The following is a 24,048-nucleotide window of genomic DNA, read 5'->3' as shown; positions in this document are numbered from 1 at the left end:
TAAAAAACTTGTGCCACGAAATACGTGGCACAAAGATATAAGAATACAAGATTTTAATACAACATTCTAAATTTGATGGTATTATCTAAGCCTTTTAGCTCTTCTACAATCTCGTCTGCGTATTCTTTTGCCACGTCAGTGATTACATAACCGATGTTGTTGGTTGTTTTGAGATACTGACCTTTGATGTTAACATTGTATTTAGCAAAAATACCGTTGATCTTGGCCAAAATACCTGGTACGTTTTGGTGTACGTGCAACAAACGGTGGGCATCTTCCAAAGCTGGTAATTGTAATTCTGGGAAGTTTACCGAACCATACGTGCTACCGTTGTTCATGAACTGCAACAATTTGCTTGGTACAAATTCACCGATATTTGCTTGAGCTTCTTCTGTAGAGCCACCAATGTGTGGAGTCAAAATGACTCTTGGCAAACTACGCAATTCGTTCATGAACTCCTCGTCGTTAGTTTTTGGTTCGTAAGGGAATACGTCAACAGCCGCTCCCCAAACTTTACCCGATTTCAAGGCGTTTACTAATGCTGGAATATCTACTACATGACCTCTTGAAAGGTTGATGAAGATTACATTGTCTTTCATCATAGCAAATTCTTTTTCTCCAATAATGTTTGAGTTAGTCTTACGACCATCAACGTGCATCGAAATGAAATCTGCAATACCTAAAAGCTCTTCTAAAGTCTTGCATTTTTTGGCATTACCCAAGGCTAATTTATCAACGGCATCATAGAAGTAAACTTCCATACCCATTGCCTCGGCAATAACCGAAAGTTGCGTACCGATGCTTCCATAACCTACCAAACCGAGCTTCTTGCCACGAATTTCGTAAGAGTTAGTTGCAGATTTGTCCCAAACACCTTGGTGCATTTTATTTGATTTCGTGAAAATGTCACGAGTCAACATAATCATTTCACCAATTGCCAATTCTACTACTGAACGAGTGTTTGAATAAGGTGCATTGAATACAGCAATACCACGTCTTTCACATTCAGCTAAATCGATTTGGTTTGTACCAATACAGAATGCTCCAACGGTCATCAAACGACTAGCATTTGGATGCTCAAGCACACGTTTGGTAAGATTAGTTTTAGAACGTAAACCTAAAATCGAAACACCTTTGATGCGTTCGATAAGTTCTTCTTCGTCCAAAGCACCTTTCAATAGCTCTACCTGAAACCCTTCATTTTTGAAAGCTGCAACAGCTTTTGGGTGAACGTTTTCTAATAATAAAACTTTGATTTTTGATTTTGGATAAGATTGAGAACGGCTCAAGCCATTGATATATAGGAATTCATCTAATGAAGCTACAACCTCATCAGCTTTTTCTACAACTTTTTGACGCTCTACGTTTTCGATGAAAGCGAAGAACTTATTCGCCAAACCAGACTCACGAAGTTCATAGTCAGTATACCCATCGCCGATCGCATACACATCGCCTTCCAATTGCAAGGCTTGAAGTAATTTTACTTTACCTTTATCTTGAGAAAGCAAGTTGCTTTCGTCGTATCCAATGATATTTCCTTCTGCGTCGTAAGTAAATGTATTTGCAAAAACATTTTCTTCTTTTACGCCCATTGACACGGCTACAGGAACAATAAAATCTTTGAAACCACTCGACACAATGTAGATATTTTCACGATACATCGAGATAAACTCTCTGTTACGAGCAAATGAGTCTGAGATTTTACCCATCAAAAACTCAATCAAAGTATTTACATGGTCGCGGTGTGCTGGCAATAAGGCTACTCTCGCCTTCAAGGAATCAGCAAACCCAATTTCACCCAACATACCTTTGTCAGTAATCGCTTTGATTTCACCGACAATTTTTTCGCTGTCTTTGTTGCCTGCCAATGCAATGGCCGCTAATTCGTCAAGACCTTCTACCTGAGTGAAAGTGCTGTCAAAGTCAATGACGAAATTTACTTGATGTTCTGCTGTTTTAGTCAACATGTTCTTACTGTATATCGCAAGTCAGGGTCAAAGCCTTTTCCTACGGATTTGAAACTCTAGTTATTTATGTATTGGTTAACCTATTTGGTACTCGTTGCTAGTTTTTGGACAAAAAGCCTAATGCTTGATATTCCGACCAGAGGGTTTCCTCATAGCCTTTTTGCATAAACCCACAATGTCCACCTTTTTCGGGAGCTTGGAAAAATACTTTTTCTAAGCGATTTACCTTATCGAAAGGGAAACATTCTTTCGATAAAAAAGGGTCATTTTGGGCATTAATTATTAACGTGGGTATTTGGATTTTTTCAATAAAATATAGTGAACTATTTTTCTGATAATAGTCCTCTGCATCTTTGAATCCGTGAAGTTGTGAAGTGTAATAATTGTCAAAATCACGCAGGGTGCGTATTTTCGACAAATTTGTAGTGTTGATGTTTTCAGGAAAGTAAACTGCCTTTTCTTGGATTTTTTTGGTAAGTGTTTTATTAAAACGGCGGGTATATACCCAGTCTTGCCAACTTTCCATTTTGGAGCTACTTCCAGAAAGGTGCAAAGGTACGGAAAATGTTACAGCCTTTTTGATTTCAGGACGAAGATTTTCGCCATTTTCACCCAAATACTTTAGGGTAAGATTTCCTCCTAAGCTGAAGCCCATGAGGTATATTTCCTTATATTTTTGCGCTGCGTACGTGATTACCAAGTCCAAATCATCGGTAGCACCACTATGATAAAAACGTACTTGCTTATTGATTTCTCCTGAGCAACTTCTAAAATTCCATGCCAAACAATCAAACTGGTGTTGGTTAAACAACCTGACCATACCCGTGATATATTGTCTGGTAGAATCACCTTCGAGACCATGTGATAAAATCAAAAGTGGGCGCTGTGAATGAGTTTCATGAGGATTAACTTTTGACCAATCCAAGTCCAAAAAATCATGGTCAGGAGTTGATAAACGCACACGCTGATAACTTATCCCATCTACTTTACGAAACAAGGAAGGATAAATGGTTTGGAAATGACCATTTGGCAGCCATAAAGGAGGCTGGTAATCAGAGTGTTTTACAACTGGCATTTTGTTTCAGAATTAACACTTGAATTTAGGAGTATTCTTTGAATAGTTGAATGTTTTGGCGGAATTTCATAACTTTTTATTGAAAAAGTATTATTTGATTCTTCGAAAGAAGTTATAGTAAAAGGAGACCAAGTAAAAAGAGTAGGATTTCACAAAAAGATCTATTGCTAAAAAAGGAAATGTGATGCACACCATAGAATAAGTCTAAATTGCTCAAGCAATTGGAAATCAAACTTGTATGCTAACAAATGTTTAGTCCTAAAAATTGTCTAACTTTGGATTTTAGAACTACTCCTTTACAAACATGAAAGCAAAATATCTTAATCCATTTACGGACTTCGGGTTCAAAAAAATCTTTGGTGAAGAAGCCAGTAAGCCACAACTTATTGACTTCCTAAACTCCCTTTTGCCCGAAAGAGACCAAATCGTAGAACTCACCTTCAAAAACAATGAACAATTAGGCTTTACGCCTTATGACCGAAAAGCCATTTATGACATCTATTGCGAAAATCAAAATGGTGAAAAGTTTATCGTAGAATTACAAAAAGCCAAACAGAATTATTTCAGAGAAAGGACTATTTACTACTCAACTTTTCCGATTCGGGAGCAAGCCGAAAAAGGTATCTGGAATTACAATCTCAAAGCGGTGTACTGTATTGGCGTGCTAGATTTCACTTTTGATGATTACGAATCTGAACCTGAAAAATCAGAGGTTGTACATACCATCAATCTCAAAAATCAGCATGGAAAGGTCTTCTACGACAAGTTGACCTATATCTATCTGGAAATGCCTAATTTCAGAAAAGAAGAATCCCAGTTATATACTCGATTAGATAAGTGGCTATATTTTATCAAAAACCTAGAAGACTTTCAGAACATACCAGAATTGTTCAAAGATGAAGTATTTACCCATGCTTTTCAGATAGCTGAACTAGCCAAAATGGATAGAGAGGATTGGGAAAGGTACGAATACAGTCTCAAAGTATTTAGGGATAACAAAGCCACATACGACTATGCCGTAGAAACTGCCCATGAAGAAGGACTCCTTAAAGGAATCCAAGAAGGAATGGAGAAAGGTATTCAAGAGGGATTGAGAGAGGGACAACGAAATATTGCTCGTCAAGCTAAAATGATGGGACTTGATATTGCCAGTATACAAAAATTAACAGGACTTTCAGAGGAAGAAATTACGAATTTATAGTTCAAATAAGAGAGCCAAGAATCTCAGCTTTAACACTGATTTCTTGGCTCTTTTATCAACACACCTACAGAATCTTACATTCCTACTTTTGGCAATATGGGTAAACTTTCATTACCATCTTCGCCAACTGCTTGTACGGCAAAGAAATAATGGTCTTTTGAGTAAGGAATATTAATACCATTTTTAGTGGTAAAAATTTTCTTTTGCCAGAAAGGCTGATAGGTCTCACGAACTAATACATAATATCCTTTTACCTTACCTGATTTTGGTGTTTGCCAAAATAACGTAGTACTGTTGGTCAATGATTTGGTATCAATTGTTACATTCTGAGGTGTGGCTGGAGCTTTTGCTAAGTTAGCCAACGTTGCTAAATTCATGGCAGTATTTTTTCTCAAATACTCAAAATCCATAAACTCTGGTAAATCTCCATATTGAGTACCTTTTTCAGTACGCAAATCTTGGTGCTGATGGTCAAAATTTTCGTTCATCTCAGTGACACGAACTGCTGCAAAACCACGATTGACAAATGGCGTATGGTCGCCACCACGTAAAAAGCGGTCGTTGCGATACACCATTACTACTTCCAAATTGTCTATATATCTTTCTCCAATTTCCTTAGCATAACGTGCTAACTGACGGGCTTTCCCATCGTTTTCTTGTCCCATATTGCGAATGCTAGTCGCTTTTTTGTCAAGCTCAAAAGCTGGAAGCCCTTCACTAAAAATACGAACACGAGTGTTGTCTATGATTCTAGTTTCATTACTGTTGTTAGAACCTACAATATCATTATTCATGATAGCCTCGATATTCCATTTTTCGTTGACTGCTTTTTGGGCTAAATAATCAGCCCCAAGAAGCCCTTGTTCTTCACCACTAACCACCAAGAAAATAACGGTTGCTGGAAATTGTGCTTTAGCCATCACACGAGCTAGTTCAATAACTGTAGCTGTACCTGAACCATCGTCGTTGGCTCCTGGGGCGGTAGCTTCGCGATTCATGACATTGGTTACACGGCTATCAATATGCCCCGAAACGATAAAAATACGGTCGTCGTTCGGGTCTGTTCCTTTCAAAATCCCCATGACATTACCCATATCTTGATCTTTGTCGACACGTTTGCCATCTGGTTTGAGTACCCACGAATCAATCATAGCTGTCATACGACCACCTGATTGTTTGGCATATTCTTGGAATCTGCTTAAGACCCAACGCCTTGCAGCCCCAATACCACGTTTTTCTTCAGTAGTGGTACTCATGGTATGACGAGTGTCAAAACTTACCAATTTTTTGATATGTGATTGCAAACTATCAGCATTTACTTCAGCAACGAGTTGTTCGATGGCTGGATCACGCTGAACAATTTTTTGAGCGTTAGCTTCTGTAAAAAGTGCAAATGATAAAATTAGCGGGAGGTAGTGTTTTTTCATGAATGATGAAGCATTTTAATGAATGAAAATTCTAATATACATTTTTTTTCTAAAAAGGCTATCCTTTGGATAAAGAGGTCTCATAGAATCCAAAAGCCCCCTCACCAATCTGTTGAAAGATAGTGAGGGGGCTAGTATAATTGCGGAGAGAAAGGGATTCGAACCCTTGGGTCTGTTAAGACCGACAACTTTTCAGGCTGTTCCATTAGACCGCTCTGGCACCTCCGATAAGATTGCTTCTAGTCGGAGATTACATTGCTTCAAATTTAAAAATAAAGATTACAATTTAAAAGAAAATGCTATTTATTTATCTATTATCGTAGGAAGAAGTTGGTTATACTATTTCTAAAAATAGATTCTTCGCCTTACTTTTTGTCTTGAAACAAAAAGTAACAAAAAATTCAAGAATTTATAAACTCGCTTCGCTCAAACAGTATAAATTCATTGCTTACGCCAATAGTTTTATGAAAGTTTAAGTAACTTTAAGTTATAACAATGAAAAGGCCAAGCTTAGCCAAACTATATAGTTTGGCTAAGCTTGGCCTCTCAAAACTATTTTAGCAAAAATTATTTCGCCAAAGCAGCTTTCAAATTCTCGTCAATTGCTGCCAAGAATTCTTCAGTATATAAGTAGTGTTCTCCATGAGAAACTTTGTTTCCGTGGATACACACTGCTAAGTCTTTAGTCATTTTACCTGACTCAACTGTTTCGATACATACTTTTTCCAAAGTTTGGCTAAAGTTGATCAACTCTTGGTTACCGTCCAATTTACCACGGAATTCCAAACCACGAGTCCAAGCAAAGATAGATGCAATTGGGTTAGTAGAAGTAGGTTTTCCAGCTTGGTGGTCACGGTAGTGACGAGTTACAGTTCCGTGAGCTGCTTCAGCTTCCATTACAGTACCATCTGGCGTAACCAATACTGAAGTCATCAAACCTAATGAACCGAAACCTTGTGCTACTGTATCTGACTGAACGTCACCATCGTAGTTTTTACAAGCCCATACGAAGTTACCATTCCATTTCAAGGCAGAAGCTACCATGTCATCAATCAAACGGTGTTCGTAAACGATTCCAGCTGCTACAAATTTCTCTTTGTAGTCTGCTTGGTAGATTTCTTCAAAAATATCTTTGAAACGACCATCGTATTTTTTCAAGATGGTATTTTTAGTAGATAAATATAAAGGCCATCCTTTGCTCAATGCCATGTTGAAACATGAGTGAGCAAAACCACGAATAGACTCGTCAGTGTTGTACATGGTTAATGCTACACCGTCGTTTTTGAAGTTGAATACTTCAAAAGTTTGTGGTTCAGAACCGTCTTCTGGCGTGAAAGTAACTGTTAATTTACCTTTTCCTTTTGTCAAAAAGTCAGTTGCTCTGTATTGGTCACCAAAAGCGTGACGACCAATCATAATTGGAGCAGTCCAGTTTGGAACTAATCTAGGAACATTTGAACAAACGATAGGCTCACGGAATACAGTACCATCCAAGATGTTACGGATTGTACCGTTTGGTGATTTCCACATTTGTTTCAAGTTGAATTCTTTTACACGAGCTTCATCTGGTGTGATAGTAGCACATTTGATACCTACACCGTATTTCTTGATAGCCTCAGCAGCATCAACTGTAACTTGGTCATTGGTTTCGTCACGGTACTCCATGCCCAAATCATAATATTTGATATCCAAATCCAAGTAAGGAATGATTAATTTATCCTTGATGAATTTCCAGATAATTCTAGTCATTTCGTCGCCATCAAGCTCAACGACAGGATTTTCAACTTTAATTTTTCCCATTTTTGTATGAAAACGTTATGCGTTATTAATGATGCGTGAATAGTTTGCGCATTTCGACTGCAAATGTACGGAATGTTATGATACGTAGGGAACATTATTAGGTGAGAATCAATAGTTTTTTCAGAAAAGCATTGCTAAAAAATATATAGTTAGCCTTTTTTTCTTTAGGTTTGAGGTTTATCAAATACCTTAAAATGCTAAAAGACAAGATAAATACTGAGACTCACATTTAGCATATTTCAATTTTAAATACCAACTATGACATACATTATCAAGCAAATATCAGCAGATCAAACTTGGCCTATTCGTCATGAAGTTATGTGGCCAGATTATCCTTTAGATTTTGTTAAAATCAAAAATGATGAGGATGGACTTCATTTTGGCTTGTGGTTAGATTCAGAATTAGTATCTGTGATTTCTTTATTTATTGAAGGGCAAGAAGCACAATTTCGAAAGTTTGCTACACTCGAACATTTACAGGGGAAAGGCTTAGGAACAGCACTATTAAGTCATTTGATTGATTTTTCGAAAAAACATAAAGTACAATTACTTTGGTGTCATGCACGCACTTCAGCATTACCATTTTATCAAAAATTTGGACTAGATGCCACTGGGGATACTTTCGTAAAAGAAGGAATCGAATATGTAAAAATGGAAATACAATTGTAGATGAGTACAAATTTGAAGATTTGAAAATTTGATTATGAGCTGAAGTTTTATTTTATAGAATCTAAACTTCTAGTGATGATTCAAATCTCTACACTCTATAGTTTTTGTATTTTAATTCTGTAATAATTAGCGATTTAGTAAAACGAATAAGTAATTTTGCAGGCTGTTGAAAGTTATGTTGTAAAAGTATCATAGCTCGCTGTTAGCCATTATAATAATTTTGAAATGACGGATTATATATTAAGAATTGATTGCCCTGATGAAAAAGGGCTTGTGCATAAAATCACTGGAGTATTATTTTTTAATAACCTCAATGTAGAAAGAACCGACGAATTTGTCGAAAGAGATACCAATCAGTTTTTTATGCGTGTGGCTTTTTCTGGAAATTGCGACCCTGAAAAAATTGAAGATGGATTAAGAGGTATTTTACCCAACAAAGCCAATATCAACCTTTCTAAAAAAGAAATTAAAGATGTTGTGATTTTGGTAACCAAAGAGCATCATTGTATCAGTGATTTGTTGATTCGTAATGAGTTTAAAGACTTGCCCATCAATATTTTAGCCGTAATTGGGAATCATGAGATATTACGCTCATTAACTGAGCGCTTCGGGATACCGTTTCATTACATTCCTGCCAAAGGAACCGACGAGGCGTCGAGATTAGACCATGAAAACCAAATTCATGAGTTGTTGGCTACTTACAGTTTTGATTATTTGGTGTTGGCAAAATTTATGCGTGTTTTAACTCCATCTTTTACTGAGCGTTACAAAGGAAAAGTAATCAATATTCACCACTCGTTTTTACCTGCTTTTATTGGTGCTAATCCATATCGTCAGGCGTATGAACGTGGGGTAAAGATTATCGGAGCAACCGCCCACTTTGTGACAGATGATTTGGACGAGGGACCGATTATTTTCCAAGATGTGATTTCGGTAAATCACACCAAAACTGCTACCGAAATGGCTGCTGCTGGACGGGATGTAGAGAAAATTGTTCTTGCCAAAGCACTTAAGCTAGTACTAGAAGATAGAGTATTTATTGCTGGAAACAGAACAATTATTTTTGAGTAAAAACAAAAAGTAAACAGCGTTAAAGTAACAAAGGCACAAAGTGTATCATAATCACTTTGTGCCTTTGTTACTTTAACGCTTTGTCCCTTTATTTAATCTACCGTCTGAATTTGTCTATTAATGGTTAATACTTCTTTTCCTCCAACCTTTTCACAGACTAAATCTCCACTGGTGAGCAGAAAATGTTTGATAAAAAATTGATTTTCAGTTTTTACGACAAAAGTATATTCACCGTCTTCTAAGCCAGCCAAATGTAGGTTGAGCATCACATGGGAATCTTTTAAGTTAGCATCCTTTTGTTCGATGAAATCCGCAGAGTTGCGAGGGCGTAAATAAGTCATAATTGACTCAGCCTGTGTGTGGTTTATCAAAATTTTATAAATCAATGGATTTTTTTCATCTTGATGAATATCTACAAAAAGACCCGCTTTCCCTGCTTTTTTTACTTCTTTATGGCGAGCTTCGTCGATGCTAATAAATTGAGCTTTTGATAAAAAGCTTGAACAGATTAAGCAAATTACGTAAAGGATGATTTGAGGTGCTTTCATATAAGTATTGTATGTGTTTGATGAAATAAAATGGTTTTGTTGGTGCTTTAAATAGTTGTAATACAATAAATTGAGTGCACAAAATTATTTCAGGAAGATGGGTGAATCAATGATAATAAAAGGTAAACAAAAACAATAATTATCAAGAATGGTAGCAAGCCAAACTCATTGTTTGTCTGCAAGCCTCTGTAAATCTGTGGGGAAGGATATAAAGTTTGTAAGTATAAATTGGAGGTAGGGATATCTATTACAAGATAATAATTAGCAATTTATGAAACTACTAATGCTTAATTTTTTTTGTACCTTTGCGGTTCTATAGAATGAACTATAAGATTTTTAGCTATAACCGACAATGTTTGAGAATTTAAGTAATAAACTTAATACCGCAATGCGTACCCTTAAAGGTAAGGGACGTATCACGGACGTTAACGTAGCCGCTACAGTGAAAGAAATCCGTCGCGCTTTGATGGATGCCGATGTTAACTACAAAGTAGCGAAAGAAATTACCGACCGCATCAAGGATGAAGCGATGGGTCAAAAAATCGTTATTGCAGTTGACCCAGGTCAGATGTTGGTAAAAATTGTACACGATGAACTCGTAAAATTGATGGGCTCACAAGTACAAGGTATCAACCTCAAAAATGACCCTTCTGTTATCTTAATTGCTGGTTTACAAGGTTCTGGTAAAACTACATTCTCTGGTAAGTTAGCTCAGTACCTCAAAAAATCGGGTCGTAATGTACTCCTAGTTGCTTGCGATATTTACCGTCCTGCGGCGATTGACCAGTTGAAGGTATTAGGAGAGCAGGTAGAGGTTGAAGTTTATGCTGAACCAGAAAATAAAAATGCTGTAGAAATTGCCCAAAATGCGTTAGAATATGCTCGCAAAATGGGTAAAAAAGTAATCATTGTCGATACTGCGGGTCGTTTAGCTGTAGATGAAGCCATGATGAACGAGATTGCAGCAGTAAAAGAAGCTATCAAACCATCTGAAACCTTGTTCGTAGTAGACTCTATGACAGGGCAGGATGCAGTAAATACAGCCAAGGCATTCAACGACCGTTTGAATTTTGACGGGGTAGTTTTGACTAAGTTGGATGGTGATGCTCGTGGTGGTGCGGCGCTTTCGATTCGTCACGTTGTTGAGAAACCAATCAAGTTTATCTCGACAGGTGAGAAAATGGATGCTCTTGACCAATTTTATCCAGATCGTATGGCTAGCCGTATTTTGGGTATGGGTGACGTGCTTTCCTTGGTTGAAAGAGCACAAAATGCCTTTGACGAAGAAGAAGCAGAGCGTATCAATAAGAAAATCCGTCAAAACCAATTTAGTTTTGAGGACTTCTACTCTCAATTGCAACAAATCAAGAAAATGGGTAATATCAAAGATTTGATGGGTATGATTCCAGGGATGGGGCAGGCTATCAAAGACGTTGATATTTCGAATGATTCTTTCACACCAATTGAGGCAATTATTCAGTCAATGACTCCAAAAGAGCGTCAGAAACCAGAATTATTAGATATGTCTCGTAAGAAACGTATCGCTGCTGGTTCGGGTACTTCGGTTCAACAAATCAACAACTTGTTGAAGCAGTTTGAAGAAATGCGCAAAATGATGCGTATGATGAACCGTGTACAAGATGGTAAAATGAAATTGCCTAATTTCCCAAAGAAATAATTTCTAATTTACAATATTAGTCTTTTGTGTAATGCACATACGTTTTGGCGTATGTGCATTTGTTTTTAACTGTATCATGAAAATCAAAGAAATTAATCATGCCGCTCTTTTTGTCAAAAACCTACAGACATCAAAGGAGTTTTATGGAAATGTGTTAGAGTTACCAGAAGTACCACGCCCAAATTTTGACTTTGAAGGGGTTTGGTATGCTTTAGGAAGACATACTTTACATTTGATAGCGGGTCGTACCGATGAAATTATAGTAAGTGGCTCAAGACGTAATCATTTAGCATTGGAGGTGGAAGATATCCAAGAATGCGAGGCTTTTTTGAAGGTAAAAAAAATACCTATGGTTGGTCCTAAAATGCGTCCCGACGGTGTACCCCAAATTTTTATCCAAGACCCTGATGGTTATTGGATTGAGTTTACACTAAGTGTAAGTTAAGTATATGTTTGTTTTTACCTCAAAGAGGGTGAAAGTACCCTCTTAAATTTCAGTTACTAAATACTTAAATTGAGCGAAGCCAACGCCTTTTCAACTTCTTCAGGCTTTTGAGTTCCAATAAGTAAGGGCATTTTGTCTTTGAAAATAAGCTGAATACCCATATCTCCAGAAATATTTAACGCCCCGCCTGTATTCCCAAACCCTACCCGATAGCCCCAGCCTCCATATTCTTTTAAAGGAGAATATTTTCTTACATAAATTTCATCGAGCATATCCCAGCGATATATCCTTGTCTTCCGTTGGAGTGGAGCAAATCGTACGTAGATTCCATCTTCATGAATGCTTGTTTCTAAACAAAATAAACGCATGAAGAGTGTAAACAAAAACATAGCAAATACTGAAATCCATACTCCCAAGTCGCTCATAGGGTGATCGCCAAAAGGTATTTTAAGGTAGATTTGCTGAATCCATCCGTACAAAAACACGCCGTTTGTACCCAATAGAATAAGCCAAATCCACCATTGATTGAATCGTTGTTTTTCACTAAAGAGAGGTTGTTTTTCCATAGGTTTAAAAATATATTGGACTGATAATGAATACAAATACATTGGATAAGATGAAAAAAGATTAAATAATAATGTCTTTTTCTAAAACAAGATTTTAACTTTTGCTTTTAGTTATACACATATCCTAGTTTTAATCTATCTTATATCGTATCTCTATGTTTCTATATTTTAGAAACAGCTCCCTTGAAAAATGATATTTATTTAGAAATTGATAGCATATATTGGAATTTACAAAAAATTGTATTTCAAAAGAATAGCTTCAGTTGAATAAAAAATAATTCCTTTCTAAAGTCCTATTTTGTTCCCCTTTATGTGATATATCAATTTGATAGATTGACAAAATGTAATAGCCAAATGAGTAGATTTATAACTAATAGTTATTTTATATATAATTTTTAGAAATCAAAAAACTGCAATATTTAAAGATGCCTTAGGACAGTTGTAAGGGGGGCGAAGGGTTATATTTGTAGAATAATATTTGTTTTTCAATAATCAAACTTCATATAATCACAATTTTAAGGTTTACTTATGTTGGCTTAGTGGCAAGTAAAACCCATTGCCTTTGGCAAACATAGTCATGTAAATCTTAATCTATGTAAAAAAGACCTTTTATGGAATCTATTCTTGGCGTTATTTTCCACTCAGTAGGTGGTTTTGCTTCTGGGAGTTTTTATATCCCTTACAATCGTGTAAAATCATGGGCATGGGAGAGTGCTTGGATTGTGGGTGGTGTGGTATCGTGGCTATTAGTGCCATACTTGGCTGCCTATCTTACTATTCCTGATTTTATGACGATTATCAAAACTACCGATCAAGGTGTGATTTTTTGGACATTTTTGATGGGCTTACTTTGGGGTATCGGTGGTTTGACCTTTGGTTTGGCTATGCGTTATTTGGGTATGTCCTTGGGTATGTCTATCGCCTTGAGTTTGTGTTCTACATTTGGGGCATTGCTGCCAGCAGTGTATCGCGATGTATTTACCAACGATGTTGAGGGTACTTTTTCTTACATGATTAGCCACACTGGCGGTCAAGTGGTATTATTGGGTATTTTGGTTTGTTTGGGGGGTATTATGGTTTGTGGTAAGGCTGGGATGATGAAGGAAAAGGAACTTACCGAAGAACAAAAAACAGAAACTATCAAAGAATTCAATCTTACCAAAGGTCTTATCGTGGCTACGATTTCGGGTATGATGAGTGCTTGTTTTAACTTTGGTATTGAGGCAGGAAAAGCAATGGCCGAAACAGCGGTAGCAAAAGGCTGTAACCCATTATTCCAAAACAATGTTATCTTTGTGGTTGTACTTTGGGGTGGGTTTGTCACCAACTTTGTATGGTGTATGTATCTGAATACTCGTAACAAAACTTTTGGTGACTATTTGAATGCTAAAGCTCCTTTAAAGAAAAATTATACTTTTGCAGCAGTAGCTGGTACAACATGGTTTTTGCAGTTTTTCTTCTACGGAATGGGCGAAAGTAAATTAGGAAATGGCGCTAGCTCATGGATTTTGCACATGGCAACCATTATCCTAACTTCTAACTGCTGGGGTATTGTATTAGGCGAATGGAAAGGCGTTTCAAAATCAATTTTCCGTACGATTTTAACAGGTATTGGTATTATCCTTTTATCGGTGATTATTGTCGGTATCGGTAATTCTCTATGAAAAAAGAGCGTTTTTTAGAACACTTAAATATTGATGAATTTTCGGCTACTCCGAAATATCAGCAACTTGTCAACTCGGTACTTAGTGCTATTAGACAGGGTATCCTCACTACTGGGGATTTATTGCCCTCGATAAACGAACTAAGTATCGAGTTCGATATTTCACGTATTACCGTCGAGAAAGGCTATAACGAACTACGCAAGCTGGGAGTTTTGACTTCTTCGCCAGGAAAAGGCTATTTTGTGGCAAGTACTTTTTTGTCACAAGAACTCAAGATTTTCTTAGTATTCAATAAGCTGAGTCCGCACAAAAAAATTATTTATGATGCTTTTGTCAAAACACTGGGCGACAAAGCGGCTATTGATTTTTATATTTACAACAACGATTACGTACTTTTTAGTAAACTACTGGGACAACAAAAAAGCAATTATACGCACTATGTTGTGATTCCACATTTTATCGATGAGGAAGAAAAAGCGTATAAATTGCTAGATCAGCTCCCAAAAGACAAACTGATTATTATTGATAAAAAAGTCAAAGAGATTCAGGGGAGTTATGGGGCTGTGTATGAAAACTTTGAAAAAGATATTTTTAACTCATTGAGCCAAGCTTTGGATGCTTTGAGTAAATATCATACCATTAAATTAGTCTTTCCTGAGCATAGTTATTATCCTCAGGAAATTTTGAAAGGCTTCAAAACTTTTTGTAGTAACTATGCCTTCAACCATCACATTGTTCATGATTTGAACGAAGAGCCTGTCAATGAAGGAGAGGTATTTATTAGTTTGATGGAAGATGATTTAGTACAACTTTTAGAGAAAATTATCACACTTAATCTCACGGTAGGGGAACACGTAGGAATAATTTCTTATAACGAAACTCCACTCAAAAAGTTTATTATGAAAGGACTCACGACCATTTCTACAGACTTTGAGGCTATGGGGATTACAGCCGCCAAATTAGTGCTTAATTCATCGAAAGAACATATCGAAAATCCCTTTTATCTCAATATGAGAGGCTCTTTATGATTTTGGATTTCGGATATTTGATTTCGGGTTTTAGGGAAATCAAATATCCGAAATCCAAAATAAATTGCCCCTTTTTATCACTCAATAAGTATCCAGATGGAGCTACGACAACTCAAATATTTTCTTGAAGTAGCACGAGAGTTGCATTTTGGTCGAGCAGCCGAAAATCTTTGTATATCTCAACCTGCGTTGACCAAACAAATCAATCTTATTGAACAAGAGCTAGGAATTGAGTTGTTTGATAAAAATAAAAGACTGCTACACAAAAAAGTTGAATTGACCGAAGCAGGTTTTTTCCTCTTGAAAGATGCTTCGAGATTTACAGAACAATTTGACCGAATGCTAGAAAATACCAAGAAATTGGGTGCCAAAGCAAAGCAAATTAATCTAGGATATTATCGCCTTTTTCCTAAATCTAAAATTATTGAGTTTACTCAAAAAGTACAAGATTGGTACCCTGACTCATCTATAAAATTGGTGGAATATAATACTGCCGAAGGTGTGCAAGAAGGTGTAATTCGTGATGATATAGCCTTAGGGATTACACATTTCCCTCTTCTTTTTTCTAATCTTTCATCTCAATATTTGGAGCTAAATTGTTTAAAAGTTTTAGTTCCAAGTAAGCATCCACTAGCTAATTATAAGAAAATCAAAATTGAACAACTACGTAACGAACGTTGGATAGAAGTACAGCGTAATTTATATACGCTATACGATGAAGTGGAACGTCGTTGTAAGACCGCAGGATTCCATCGTGAGCCTCAAATTGTGCAGGAAGTCTCTAGTATCGAATTGCTTGTAGGCTTAGTAGGTATTGGAATGGGAGTCGCATTGGTAAGTTCGTCTTTATCTATTACCGACAACGATTCTGTAGTTTTGAAAGACCTAATATTTAGTGACAATCCAACGCATGCTAATTTTGAGATTACTCATGCGATTGTCTGCAAGAAGGTTTAATAATTAATGTTTCCTCAATGTCCTTTGCAAGTACATCCTAAAACTCTTCACTCACAACTCCTCACTCCACATTCTACAATGTATCATTTTGATTTATTAAATCGATTTCATGATATTATTTGCTGAAAATATTCTATTCAAAAGGTATTATCTCGTAATTTTAGAGGAAAACTGTTATCCAATCTAACTAGTACTTATTCCTTTGATTAAATGATAGGCGAAAAGCTTTAGCGTTTTTCCTCTAACTAACGTATGAATACAACAGAAATATTTTCCCCAGAAATTGACGGTAAAACTTTGGTATTTGCAACCCCAGGCTATCCTGTCAAACAGATTCGCTTACCTATTTTGATGAATCAAGTTTTTCCTGCATTAGGCATCAATGCCATTTGGATTCCTATAGAAGTTGAGCCTGCCAATCTTTCTAGCATTTTTACGGCTTTTAGACATTTTAATAATTTCAAAGGAATGACGATTGCGATTCCATATAAAAATCCTTTGGTAGATTTGGTGGATGAAGCTACCGAGCGTGCTAAGCGTTCAGGAAGTGTCAATTTGATTCGATTTGACGAAAATGGTCGTTCATACGGAGATACCGTTGACGGTCTTGGGTTTGTGGTTGGTCTTGAAGCCAAAGGAGTTATTTGTAAAGGTAAAAGCGTGTATTTGGTTGGTACAGGAGGAGCAGGTTGTGCCTTAGCGGTGGCACTTTGTGATGCAGGGATTTCTACGTTGTATTTGAGCGATATTTTTCCAGAAAAAGCAGAAGCTTTAGCTGAAAGACTACGTTCTTTTTACCCTGAAACTACAATATTAGCACAAGAAGTACCCCCAACTCACATTGATTTGGCGATTAATGCGAGTAATAGCGGATTACAACCCAACGACCCATTACCTTTTGACCCAACGTTTTTTGAAAAACATACAGTCATTGCAGATATTATTATGAAACCTAAGGAAACTGCTTTGTTACAAAAAGCGGCATCTTTGGGCTATCAAATCCATCATGGACATCATACACTCGACTATCAGGTTTCGCTATATTTGGACTATTTTGGGATTGAACACGACCCCAGTGTAGTGCTAGAATTGGTACAACAAATACCCTAGTGAAATGGAAGAAGAGGTTATCAGTTAATGGTATATCTGTTATTTGAAAGTACTCACAATTCACAACTCATCATTCAGCCTTAATACATATATCCCTAAACTAAAACTATGCAAACCAAACCACAAGGTAAGATACGCTGGACAATCTGTGCGATGATTTTTGCTGCTACTACTATCAATTTACTAGATCGACAGGTGCTGGGTATTTTGGCTAGTGACTTACAAAAAAAGATTGGCTGGAACGAAATGCAATATGGCTATATCGTAAGTGCATTTCAGTTATCTTATGCGATTGGAATGGCCGTTGTAGGGCGTATTTTGGATAGCATAGGCACAAGGTTGGGCTATACACTTACCATTTTGTTGTGGAGTTTGGCATCGATGGCGCATGCTTTTGTAGGCACGCCCATGGGATTTGGATTGGCTAGAGTATTTTTAGGTTTATCAGAGTCTGGAAATTTTCCTGCGGCCATCAAGGCTACTTCGGAATGGTTTCCTGCACATGAGCGCTCGATTGTGGCAGGTATTATCAATGCAGGCTCGAACATGGGCGTAATCGTAGCAGCTTTATTGGTTCCTTTATTGACCATACAGTTTGGTTGGCAAGCCACCTTTATTATGACAGGTGCGCTAGGATTTTTAGTCGTAATTTGGATGTGGAGTTATTATCGAACACCCGACCAGCACGCAAGTGTAAGCGAGGAAGAAAGGAGTTATATTCAGTCAGAACAACGAGCCGTAAAACCTATTGCTTGGCGAGAGCTTTTGAATTATAAAGCCCTTTGGACTTTTACCATCATGAAGTTTTTGATTGACCCAGTATGGTACTTCTATCTGTATTGGCTACCTAAATTTTTGGACAAAACCTTTGGCATTCCTCTTGGCAAACTGAGTTTGCCATTAATGACAGTCTATTTACTATCCGATGCAGGTAGTGTGATAGGAGGGTGGTTTCCCACATGGCTGATTCAAAAGAAATCATATAGTATTGACAGCGCTCGAAAAACAGCATTTTTGGTATGTGCTTGTGCAGTGTTACCCATGTTTTTCGGAAGTTATTTTACCAATTTATGGTTTGCTGTCATAATGGTAGGTATTGCCTTGGCAGCACAACAAGCTTGGTCTTCCAATGCTTACACGCTTGTGTCAGATATTTTTCCGAGCAATGCTGTGGCAACCGTTGTAGGATTTGGCAGTATGGCAGGTGCATTGGGAGGCGTATTGTTTTCGATGATTATAGGATGGGTATTAGAAAAAACAGGGAGTTATACCCCTCTATTCGCCTATGCAGCAAGTGCCTATATGATAGCCTTTACGCTATTGAAATTGCTGATTCCGAAGATTGAGAGGATAGAGATTGTATAAATATGAGTCATCCCGAATTTAGCGATTTAGTGTTTGAGCGAATGAGTGATTATTTTTAACTAGTAGAGATGCAATGCTTTACGTCTCTACAGGTAACATTCATCTTAAAATAATCACTCGTGCACTCAATTAAAATTTACCTCTTCACCCCTAAAAGACTCAATGCCTGAGTGGCTTGTGGATGGTCTGGTTTTAATTGTAGACATCGTTTAATATCAATAATTGCTGCCTCCAAATGACCTAATTTATGATGAGTTACACCTCTATTATAAAAATGCTCAGGGTTTTGACTACCATATTGATCAATAGCGATATTGAAATTTTTGAGGGCTTCTTCTGTTCTGTTGGTATTAAGTTGTGCCGTCGCCAAAGAACCGTAGTTTACACCAATGCGCTTATTTTCGGGCATCGTGAGTGCTTTTTCTAAATCAGGAAGTGCCTTGTCGGGCATCTGGGCATTGAGATACGTATTGCCTCGATTCAGATAGGTATCTGCAGATGGAAATTGCTGAATGGCTTTTGTCAAATATTCTATTGCTTTAGGATAGTCGCCTTTACGTTCATAAGCCGAAGCCAGATTGCCCAATGGCGTAACGTCAATTTTGTAACCCAGCTGAATCGCCTTTTCACTGTAGGCAATTGCCAAATCCAGATTATTTTCTTTTGCACCATAATATTGCCCTGCAGCACTATAGGCTCTTTCGTCTTTTTCTGGGGCTAGTTCTATTCTACGAGAAAAAAGCGTTCCTGAGTTTTGCCACGTACCTACTTGTTTTCTAGTAATGACAAGCAAAATTCCTAACCAAACGATACATCCTGCCCATACAGCCTGTTGCATTTTTGGATTATCTATTAGTTTTGAAATACCCACCGCTAGCATAAAAAACAAACCTATATAGGGCAAATAAGTATATCGGTCAGCCATAATAGCACCACCCACCTGCAAAATTTGAAGTACTAGAATGATACTTACCGTGAAAAAGCCAATCCCAAAGGCGATGAGTTTATTGCGTTTAATATTAAAAATTCCCCAGCCTAAAATTCCGAGCATTACTACTAAACCCAAATAATATTCAGAATGAAAAAGTGTTGGGTCTTCGTACATGTACATCGAGCGCAAACCGATTGGAGCCACCAAGTGTACCCAATACATCATAAAACCGTATCCTGCGTAGGTAATAGTTTTGAAATAGCTGATGTCTTCTGGTTTGAATGCTACGCCTGTTGCTGCAATCGGGTGAATCATTCCTCCCAAATTTCCTCCTCCTTGTATATTAATGGCTATCAAACCGAATACAACTGATACCACGAAAAACGGAATTTTTTCTACAAACACTTTGATAGAAAATTCTCTATTTCTCCAATAGTCAAAAAGAAATAGGACTAATGGAAAAATAACAGCTTGTCCTTTTGACAAACATGAAGCTAGATATAGTAAGAATGCAAATATCAAATGAATCACTTTCTGACCTTTATCCACATATTTGAAATACTGCAAGCTACCCAGCAATAGAAAAAATACATATAAAACGTCTTTGCGCTCCGACACCCAAATAACTGACTCGACACGCATAGGGTGAATGGCAAAAAGTAGTGCGGTAAGAATGGCAATAAATTTCTTTTGGCGCTCACCTGTCTCATAACTTTCAAGAAGTTTTTGAGCCAAAATCCAAACCAGAATAACATTAAGAAAATGTATAAAAGTATTGGTTACGATAAAAGCTCGTGCCGATTCTGCTCCAGACATAACAGCGTTGAGCATCAGTGACCACATTGTCAGGGGATGATAATTACTGGCTACATGGCTTTGCCAAGCTTCGAGCCAATGCCCCGATGGATGCGTAACAAGGATATTATCGACTACATACACGTGGTCGTCCCAGTCAACAAATTGATTACTAAAACCTCCGCTAAATCCAAGTAATACAACAACTGCAAATGCAATGATGGTTAAAATAGTATTTTTTGAAGTGTTTGAAGGCGTTGTGATTACCGTTTCTGAAGTCGCTTTGGGGGACTGTGTTTCTACTTTGGGCGATTTATTTTTCTTTGACATTTTTTGAAAAAGGTAAAAAGGCGGTTATTTCATGAGGGTAATATCCTCTTTGTTACTACAAATTTAACTTTCTGTATAATATAATAGTGTAAATATTTGAGCAAGAACCATGCTAAAACAAGCTTTGAAGTGCCTCTATTGTTATTAGCCCTATTGATTAAACAAGTATCACAATCTTTATGAAGTCAACATCAAAGCTTTCTTTTTCAATGAAACTATAAAAAGACTCAAATATCTTTAGATCATATAATTTTGATGTAAATCAATAAAGCTAGTGAATGATATTAGAGATAAATTCGTCGTTTAGCTAGAATTCTTAACAAACTTAATTTCTCCGTAATATCTGTTTTGAGTACTTTTTGCTAGAAATAGTCTAATAAAATATCATAAAAGTACTTTATGTTAAGTAATTGTTTCTAATGTTAAGATAATGTTATCAAATAGAGGGCATCCTTAACAGTTTGTTTAAAATTCACAAACACATAGGTAATATTCAAGTAATAATTTTGTTGCGTCGAAGATATAGAGACATTTCTATTTAATACACATACACATGCAACGCAAATTTTTACTCAGCACAATCGTACTTTTATTCATATCTCTCGTGTCTTATGCTCAGACAGGAAGCATTAAGGGTAGCCTTAAAGACGCAAAGTCCAACGAACCAATGTTGGGTACTGCAGTAAGAATTGAAGGTACACAAATTGGTACACAAACAAATATGCAAGGTGATTTTGAATTATCACGTGTACCTGCTGGAGTTCATACTGTAATTTTTTCTTTTGTTGGTTACGAAAATAAAGTTGTAGCAAACGTAAGAGTAGAAGCTGGCAAAACAACGCTCATTAATACCACTATTGCAGAAGCAAATACTACACTCGACGCAGTTGTAGTACGTGGTACCAAAAATAAAGGAACTGAAGTTTCGGTTATTACCGAAATCAAAAAGATAGAACAAATCGCAGTAGGTATTTCGGCACAGCAAATCCAAAAAACACAAGACCGTGACGCTTCGGCTGTTGTTCGTCGTGTGCCTGGGGTGTCTATCCAAGACGATCGCTTTGTGATTGTACGTGGTTTGAACGAACGTTATAATACTGTATTGCTCAACGATGCTATTACACCTTCTACAGAAGTAGATACAAAGGCTTTTTCATTTGACTTAATTCCTTCTACGGCAATTGACCGTATGTTGATTTTCAAATCTGGTTCGGCCGATCTTCCTGGTGAATTTGGAGGTGGTGTAATCAAGATTTATACTAAAACCATTCCAGATGGCAATTCTTTCACAGCTGGTTTTTCATTAGGACATCGTAGCAATACAACTTTCCAAACAGCTACTACGTATAAAGGAAGCGGTACAGACTTTTTAGGTTTTGATAACGGTTTGAGAGGTTTGCCTTCAACTATTCCGAGCACGGGTACAATCTTGTCGGGAGCCAATACGCCAGCAGTTGTTAATGCTTTTAAATCTTTACCTTCTTATTTTAACCAAAGTGCATTATCTGTATTGCCTGATTTTAGAGGTAATCTAGGGATGACACGTCGCTTTAATGTTGGTAATTTAGAAGTAGCTACAATCAATGCTGTTAACTATAGCCTTACGCACCAAAGAACGCCCAATATCGAATTTTATCGTTATGCTTACAACGCTGACGCTGGTAATACTGCAAGTGAAAAAGAATTTGCTTACAACGATAATGCTTATGCCGAAAACGTTAGAGTAGGTGTAATGTCAAACTGGGCTTTGATTATTAACCCTGCTAACAAAATTGAATTCCGTAATTTGTTTAACCAATTAGGCTCAAAAGAAACAGTTTTGAGAAATGGTTATAACAATAATAATATTGAATTGAAAAGCTACTCGATGACTTACGAACAAAAGAGTATTTACTCTGGTCAGTTGAGCGGTACGCACGAATTATCAGATATGACTAAGTTGACTTGGACAGGTGGTTACGGATACACAAACCGTCAGGAACCAGATAACCGTCGTTTTACTTCGAGCCGTACATTGGGTAGCAACGATCCATTCACCATCAATATTCAACAATCGCAAAGTCCAACTTTACAACAAGCAGCACGTTTTTACTCAGCATTAACTGAAAATGTAGTATCAGGACGTATCGACTTAGAGCACCGTATCGGTAAAGCAGATGCATCTGAAAAAGAATTGATTAAGCTTCGTGCTGGTACATATTTAGAAAAGAAAGACCGTAATTTCGCTGCCCGTTGGTTTGGTATCGTAAATGCCAATAATGTAGGAGATGCTATTTTGACACAATCACCTGACAAATTTTTCGACCCAGCCAACCTATCTACAACAGGATTATTTTATAATGAAGGTACAGGTTACGAAGATGCCTACAAAGCTCGTAACGAATTGTACGCAGGCTATGTAAATGCTTATGTTCCTTTCTCAAGTAAATTCAACGCTTCGTTTGGAGTAAGAGCAGAACAAAATCGTCAGCAGTTAGTAACCTTAAAACGTGGTAGCGGAGAGAAATTAAATATTGATAGACCATTGTTAAGCTGGTTGCCTTCTGTAACACTTTCGTATGTGTTGAACGAGAAAAACCAAATTCGTGCTGCCTACAGCCAAACAGTAAACCGTCCTGAGTTCCGCGAGTTAGCGCCATTCCCTTATTATGATTTTAACTACGATGTAACACGTGTAGGTAATGCAGAGCTAAAAACAGCTACTATTGCTAACTACGATTTGCGTTATGAATTCTATCCATCAGAAGGTGAAGTAATCTCACTTGCAGCATTCTACAAGCAATTTACAAACCCAATCGAAGCTAGAATTTTGAACGCAGGTTCAGGTATTGCCTTCGGTGTTGGAAATGCAGAGAAAGCATTTAGTAGAGGTTTGGAATTAGAAATGCGTAAATCATTGAAGGGCTTAGCTAGTTCAAAATTTGTGGATAACCTAACACTTTTGTTGAACGCTTCAATCATTGATTCAGATGTAAAAACAGGCTTTAGCGGACAATCTTCAGACAGTCGTTTCTTACAAGGTCAATCTCCTTACTTGATTAATGCAGGTGTGTATTTCAATGATAACGAAAGCAATCTATCTGCCAATGTTCTTTACAATGTTGTAGGTTCACGTATTTTCTTGGTGGGCGATGGCGTAGTGTTCCCTACAGTATATGAAATGCCAAGAAATGTAATCGACTTAAACGTTACAAAAGGTTTCGGAAAGCATATCGAAGTGAAAGTAGGTATCCAAGATTTGTTGAATCAACCATTTAGATTCTACAACGATACCAACAACGATAAGAAGATTGAAACTGGAAAAGATGATGTGTTCAGAACTTACAAACGTGGTACAACATCAACGATCGGTATCAATTACAAGTTCTAATCCAGTGAGAAGATTGGTTAATTGCATATCAGTTATCAGTAAATTATCAAA

General features: G+C 37.1%; 18 protein-coding genes and 1 tRNA gene. 11 read left to right on the top strand and 8 right to left on the bottom strand.

What is annotated here, in order from left to right; translation table 11 throughout:
* Window positions 1-53: 53 nt before the first annotated feature.
* Both serA and QM491_RS11175 read right to left on the bottom strand, forming a co-directional pair.
* Window positions 54-1,967: a phosphoglycerate dehydrogenase gene (serA, locus tag QM491_RS11180; protein WP_283327576.1), complete on the bottom strand. Its 1,914-nt coding sequence runs from the start codon at window positions 1,965-1,967 to the stop codon at window positions 54-56.
* Between the two features lie 97 nt (window positions 1,968-2,064).
* Window positions 2,065-3,042, bottom strand: a complete 978-nt coding sequence (locus QM491_RS11175) for a YheT family hydrolase (protein ID WP_283327575.1) — start codon at window positions 3,040-3,042, stop codon at window positions 2,065-2,067.
* Window positions 3,043-3,346: 304 nt separating this feature from the next.
* Between QM491_RS11175 and QM491_RS11170 the strand changes: the two genes are divergently transcribed.
* The gene (locus tag QM491_RS11170) at window positions 3,347-4,243 is read left to right on the top strand and encodes an Rpn family recombination-promoting nuclease/putative transposase (protein WP_283327574.1); all 897 of its coding nucleotides are present in this window, start codon (window positions 3,347-3,349) and stop codon (window positions 4,241-4,243) included.
* 74 nt (window positions 4,244-4,317) lie between these two features.
* Here QM491_RS11170 and QM491_RS11165 read toward each other — a convergent pair whose 3' ends face one another.
* The 3 genes from QM491_RS11165 to QM491_RS11155 all read right to left on the bottom strand — a co-directional run bounded on the left by QM491_RS11165 (window position 4,318) and on the right by QM491_RS11155 (window position 7,470).
* Entirely contained in the window at window positions 4,318-5,670 is a 1,353-nt protein-coding gene (locus QM491_RS11165; protein ID WP_283327573.1) for a M20/M25/M40 family metallo-hydrolase, read from the bottom strand.
* A gap of 143 nt (window positions 5,671-5,813) precedes the next feature.
* Window positions 5,814-5,896, bottom strand: a tRNA-Phe gene (locus QM491_RS11160).
* Window positions 5,897-6,237: 341 nt separating this feature from the next.
* On the bottom strand, window positions 6,238-7,470 hold the full coding sequence (locus tag QM491_RS11155; RefSeq protein ID WP_166550332.1) for an isocitrate dehydrogenase (NADP(+)): 1,233 nt from the start codon (window positions 7,468-7,470) through the stop codon (window positions 6,238-6,240).
* A 258-nt stretch (window positions 7,471-7,728) separates the two neighbouring features.
* On the opposite strand from QM491_RS11155, the gene QM491_RS11150 reads away from it, so the two are divergent.
* Window positions 7,729-8,139, top strand: a complete 411-nt coding sequence (locus QM491_RS11150) for a GNAT family N-acetyltransferase (protein WP_283327572.1) — start codon at window positions 7,729-7,731, stop codon at window positions 8,137-8,139.
* A gap of 225 nt (window positions 8,140-8,364) precedes the next feature.
* Window positions 8,365-9,210 (top strand): formyltetrahydrofolate deformylase, encoded by an 846-nt coding sequence (gene purU / locus QM491_RS11145; RefSeq protein ID WP_283327571.1) that lies wholly within the window; start codon window positions 8,365-8,367, stop codon window positions 9,208-9,210.
* A gap of 92 nt (window positions 9,211-9,302) precedes the next feature.
* Here purU and QM491_RS11140 read toward each other — a convergent pair whose 3' ends face one another.
* Complete coding sequence (locus QM491_RS11140; protein ID WP_166550329.1) at window positions 9,303-9,758, bottom strand: hypothetical protein; 456 nt, start codon at window positions 9,756-9,758, stop codon at window positions 9,303-9,305.
* A 352-nt stretch (window positions 9,759-10,110) separates the two neighbouring features.
* Between QM491_RS11140 and ffh the strand changes: the two genes are divergently transcribed.
* Both ffh and QM491_RS11130 read left to right on the top strand, forming a co-directional pair.
* The gene (gene ffh / locus QM491_RS11135; protein ID WP_283327570.1) at window positions 10,111-11,436 is read left to right on the top strand and encodes a signal recognition particle protein; all 1,326 of its coding nucleotides are present in this window, start codon (window positions 10,111-10,113) and stop codon (window positions 11,434-11,436) included.
* Between the two features lie 76 nt (window positions 11,437-11,512).
* A complete protein-coding gene (locus tag QM491_RS11130; RefSeq protein WP_283327569.1) occupies window positions 11,513-11,881 on the top strand; it encodes a VOC family protein in 369 nt (122 codons plus the stop codon).
* A 56-nt stretch (window positions 11,882-11,937) separates the two neighbouring features.
* On the opposite strand, the gene QM491_RS11125 is transcribed toward QM491_RS11130, so the two are convergent.
* Window positions 11,938-12,447: a hypothetical protein gene (locus tag QM491_RS11125; RefSeq protein WP_283327568.1), complete on the bottom strand. Its 510-nt coding sequence runs from the start codon at window positions 12,445-12,447 to the stop codon at window positions 11,938-11,940.
* 611 nt (window positions 12,448-13,058) lie between these two features.
* Here QM491_RS11125 and rhaT point away from each other — a divergent pair.
* The 5 genes from rhaT (at window position 13,059) to QM491_RS11100 (ending at window position 18,571) form a co-directional block, all read left to right on the top strand.
* Window positions 13,059-14,111: an L-rhamnose/proton symporter RhaT gene (gene rhaT, locus QM491_RS11120; RefSeq protein WP_283327567.1), complete on the top strand. Its 1,053-nt coding sequence runs from the start codon at window positions 13,059-13,061 to the stop codon at window positions 14,109-14,111.
* Complete coding sequence (locus QM491_RS11115) at window positions 14,108-15,139, top strand: GntR family transcriptional regulator (protein WP_283327566.1); 1,032 nt, start codon at window positions 14,108-14,110, stop codon at window positions 15,137-15,139. Before rhaT ends, QM491_RS11115 begins: the two co-directional genes overlap by 4 nt.
* Before the next feature lie 96 nt (window positions 15,140-15,235).
* The gene (locus QM491_RS11110; protein WP_283327565.1) at window positions 15,236-16,096 is read left to right on the top strand and encodes a LysR family transcriptional regulator; all 861 of its coding nucleotides are present in this window, start codon (window positions 15,236-15,238) and stop codon (window positions 16,094-16,096) included.
* Window positions 16,097-16,348: 252 nt separating this feature from the next.
* Entirely contained in the window at window positions 16,349-17,206 is an 858-nt protein-coding gene (locus tag QM491_RS11105) for a shikimate dehydrogenase family protein (protein ID WP_283327564.1), read from the top strand.
* Between the two features lie 108 nt (window positions 17,207-17,314).
* Window positions 17,315-18,571 (top strand): MFS transporter, encoded by a 1,257-nt coding sequence (locus QM491_RS11100; RefSeq protein ID WP_283327563.1) that lies wholly within the window; start codon window positions 17,315-17,317, stop codon window positions 18,569-18,571.
* A gap of 136 nt (window positions 18,572-18,707) precedes the next feature.
* Here QM491_RS11100 and QM491_RS11095 read toward each other — a convergent pair whose 3' ends face one another.
* Window positions 18,708-20,627, bottom strand: a complete 1,920-nt coding sequence (locus tag QM491_RS11095) for a tetratricopeptide repeat protein (RefSeq protein WP_283327562.1) — start codon at window positions 20,625-20,627, stop codon at window positions 18,708-18,710.
* A gap of 553 nt (window positions 20,628-21,180) precedes the next feature.
* Between QM491_RS11095 and QM491_RS11090 the strand changes: the two genes are divergently transcribed.
* Entirely contained in the window at window positions 21,181-23,997 is a 2,817-nt protein-coding gene (locus tag QM491_RS11090; RefSeq protein ID WP_283327561.1) for a TonB-dependent receptor, read from the top strand.
* Window positions 23,998-24,048: the final 51 nt, after the last annotated feature.

The organism is Flectobacillus longus (genome assembly GCF_030056705.1).
GTDB lineage: Bacteria > Bacteroidota > Bacteroidia > Cytophagales > Spirosomataceae > Flectobacillus > Flectobacillus longus.
This window is presented reverse-complemented; position numbering and strand designations above follow the sequence as displayed.

Excerpts from the sequence above, each read along its gene's own strand:
- serA (WP_283327576.1), bottom strand. The coding sequence starts at position 1,967 with ATGTTGACTAAAACAGCAGAACATCAAGTAAATTTCGTCATTGACTTT.
- QM491_RS11175 (WP_283327575.1), bottom strand. The coding sequence starts at position 3,042 with ATGCCAGTTGTAAAACACTCTGATTACCAGCCTCCTTTATGGCTGCCA.
- QM491_RS11170 (WP_283327574.1), top strand. The coding sequence starts at position 3,347 with ATGAAAGCAAAATATCTTAATCCATTTACGGACTTCGGGTTCAAAAAA.
- QM491_RS11165 (WP_283327573.1), bottom strand. The coding sequence starts at position 5,670 with ATGAAAAAACACTACCTCCCGCTAATTTTATCATTTGCACTTTTTACA.
- QM491_RS11155 (WP_166550332.1), bottom strand. The coding sequence starts at position 7,470 with ATGGGAAAAATTAAAGTTGAAAATCCTGTCGTTGAGCTTGATGGCGAC.
- QM491_RS11150 (WP_283327572.1), top strand. The coding sequence starts at position 7,729 with ATGACATACATTATCAAGCAAATATCAGCAGATCAAACTTGGCCTATT.
- purU (WP_283327571.1), top strand. The coding sequence starts at position 8,365 with ATGACGGATTATATATTAAGAATTGATTGCCCTGATGAAAAAGGGCTT.
- QM491_RS11140 (WP_166550329.1), bottom strand. The coding sequence starts at position 9,758 with ATGAAAGCACCTCAAATCATCCTTTACGTAATTTGCTTAATCTGTTCA.
- ffh (WP_283327570.1), top strand. The coding sequence starts at position 10,111 with ATGTTTGAGAATTTAAGTAATAAACTTAATACCGCAATGCGTACCCTT.
- QM491_RS11130 (WP_283327569.1), top strand. The coding sequence starts at position 11,513 with ATGAAAATCAAAGAAATTAATCATGCCGCTCTTTTTGTCAAAAACCTA.
- QM491_RS11125 (WP_283327568.1), bottom strand. The coding sequence starts at position 12,447 with ATGGAAAAACAACCTCTCTTTAGTGAAAAACAACGATTCAATCAATGG.
- rhaT (WP_283327567.1), top strand. The coding sequence starts at position 13,059 with ATGGAATCTATTCTTGGCGTTATTTTCCACTCAGTAGGTGGTTTTGCT.
- QM491_RS11115 (WP_283327566.1), top strand. The coding sequence starts at position 14,108 with ATGAAAAAAGAGCGTTTTTTAGAACACTTAAATATTGATGAATTTTCG.
- QM491_RS11110 (WP_283327565.1), top strand. The coding sequence starts at position 15,236 with ATGGAGCTACGACAACTCAAATATTTTCTTGAAGTAGCACGAGAGTTG.
- QM491_RS11105 (WP_283327564.1), top strand. The coding sequence starts at position 16,349 with ATGAATACAACAGAAATATTTTCCCCAGAAATTGACGGTAAAACTTTG.
- QM491_RS11100 (WP_283327563.1), top strand. The coding sequence starts at position 17,315 with ATGCAAACCAAACCACAAGGTAAGATACGCTGGACAATCTGTGCGATG.
- QM491_RS11095 (WP_283327562.1), bottom strand. The coding sequence starts at position 20,627 with ATGTCAAAGAAAAATAAATCGCCCAAAGTAGAAACACAGTCCCCCAAA.
- QM491_RS11090 (WP_283327561.1), top strand. The coding sequence starts at position 21,181 with ATGCAACGCAAATTTTTACTCAGCACAATCGTACTTTTATTCATATCT.